Raw genomic sequence first — 1,575 nt, forward strand, 5'->3', positions numbered from 1 at the left:
CTTCTTTACAATAGTAGCCTTGTTATCTTTAATAACTATAATTCCACAATCATTAAAAACATTGTCTTTTGCAACTAATTCTAATTCAACTGGAATAGCGAGCCACATATAATCCACAAAGTCAGCATACTCAGTATACTTTGTATCTCCTAACAAGTCCCCCTTAGAGACCTTTATTTCTACACAATGTAAATTTAAATCCCAAACATTTTCACTTGTTATATTTTCAGAAACTAACATATCCATTCTTCTACTTTTCCTTGAGGTTCCAACGAAAACAGGAAACTCAGTAAACACTCTGTATTTATCTTGTTCAAAACTTGTTTTAAAGTATTTTCTTTCTTGTTTTACACCTAACCAATTTGGCTCACATAATACAGACACTATCTGACTTGCAGTTACACTTACCTTCTCAAGCTCTTCATTAGTAGTATTTTTTTCAACTTTATTATGAGGGTTACAACTTGGCACATCTGGTCTAATAGATTTGTACAACTCTCTTAGATCCTTCTTTGTAATTTCTTTATTAAGAACTTTTTGTACTAAATTACTAGCAATATTTTCATCGTACTTATTTATCTTATCAAGTATTACAAGTGAATCCGCTGATACATCAACATCTTCTATTGAAGCAACCTGTTCCCCTTTACTTAGCATAACTTTATAATATGACTCATAAACTTTACCAGCCTTTTTACGACTCCATATAATACTCTCATGAGTCTTCGTCTTTATACAAAAATCCTTAACCCACTGCGTATATGACTTATATTTCTCTTCCCATAATCTTTCCTCTTCTACTTTTTTTAAAAGTAAATATACATGAGTCCAGTTCTTTTTATCATAGTCAAGTAAAGAAGTTAATTCTTTTTCAATTGTATTTAAATTCAACATAAATCCTCTCCTTTTTTAGTGTTACTATATACGGTATAGAGTAATAATATTATTGTCAAGTTTTAAGAATTTAAAAAGATAGTAGCTATTATTAACTACTATCTCTTATCTCTTATATATTGTAGCAATGCTATCTCAACCATGTTTTTAATAGTACAGTTTTTATGATTTATTTTTATATACTCTTTAAATTGGTTTAATACTGTTTCATTTATATCCCAATTCACTCTTTTTGAAATACCATCAGGGATATCTTTTAATGTTACAGTAGTATCTACATCTAATACATCTTGCTTATATTCATGTTGTCTTATAAGCTCTTGCAATACATCCCATTTCTCACACATTGCTTTGAATATTTTATACTCTTCAACTTCAAATACATTTTCTATAACCATAGCACCTTCTTTGGTATTTCTATGGCTCCCCAGTTCCATAGAATCTTCTTGGGTGTTTCTATGGCTCTCCAGTTCCATAGAATCTTCTTGGGTGTTTACTGGTACAAATTGCTTTATATTATTATCAAATATGTACTTGTGACTTTTCATCATACTCTGAACTGTTGACTTTGCAATATTTATATTCTTATATGCACTTGCCCTAGTTCCATAAGTTAATATAGCTTGATTTATATACCTACATCTATCTTCAAAGTTTAACTTATTATAATCTTCTCTCTCC

The 1,575-nt window shown here is 29.7% G+C and carries 1 protein-coding gene and 1 pseudogene; both read right to left on the reverse strand.

The window, feature by feature from the left end; all coding sequences use genetic code 11:
- Positions 1-894: MmcB family DNA repair protein (locus Q0G30_RS14340; protein ID WP_294391466.1), on the reverse strand; the 894-nt coding region annotated here is incomplete at its 3' end.
- A 98-nt stretch (positions 895-992) separates the two neighbouring features.
- Positions 993-1,575, reverse strand: a pseudogene (locus Q0G30_RS14345) (hypothetical protein); the annotation flags it as partial.

Source organism: uncultured Clostridium sp. (genome assembly GCF_934754925.1).
Taxonomy (GTDB): Bacteria; Bacillota; Clostridia; order Clostridiales; family Clostridiaceae; genus Clostridium.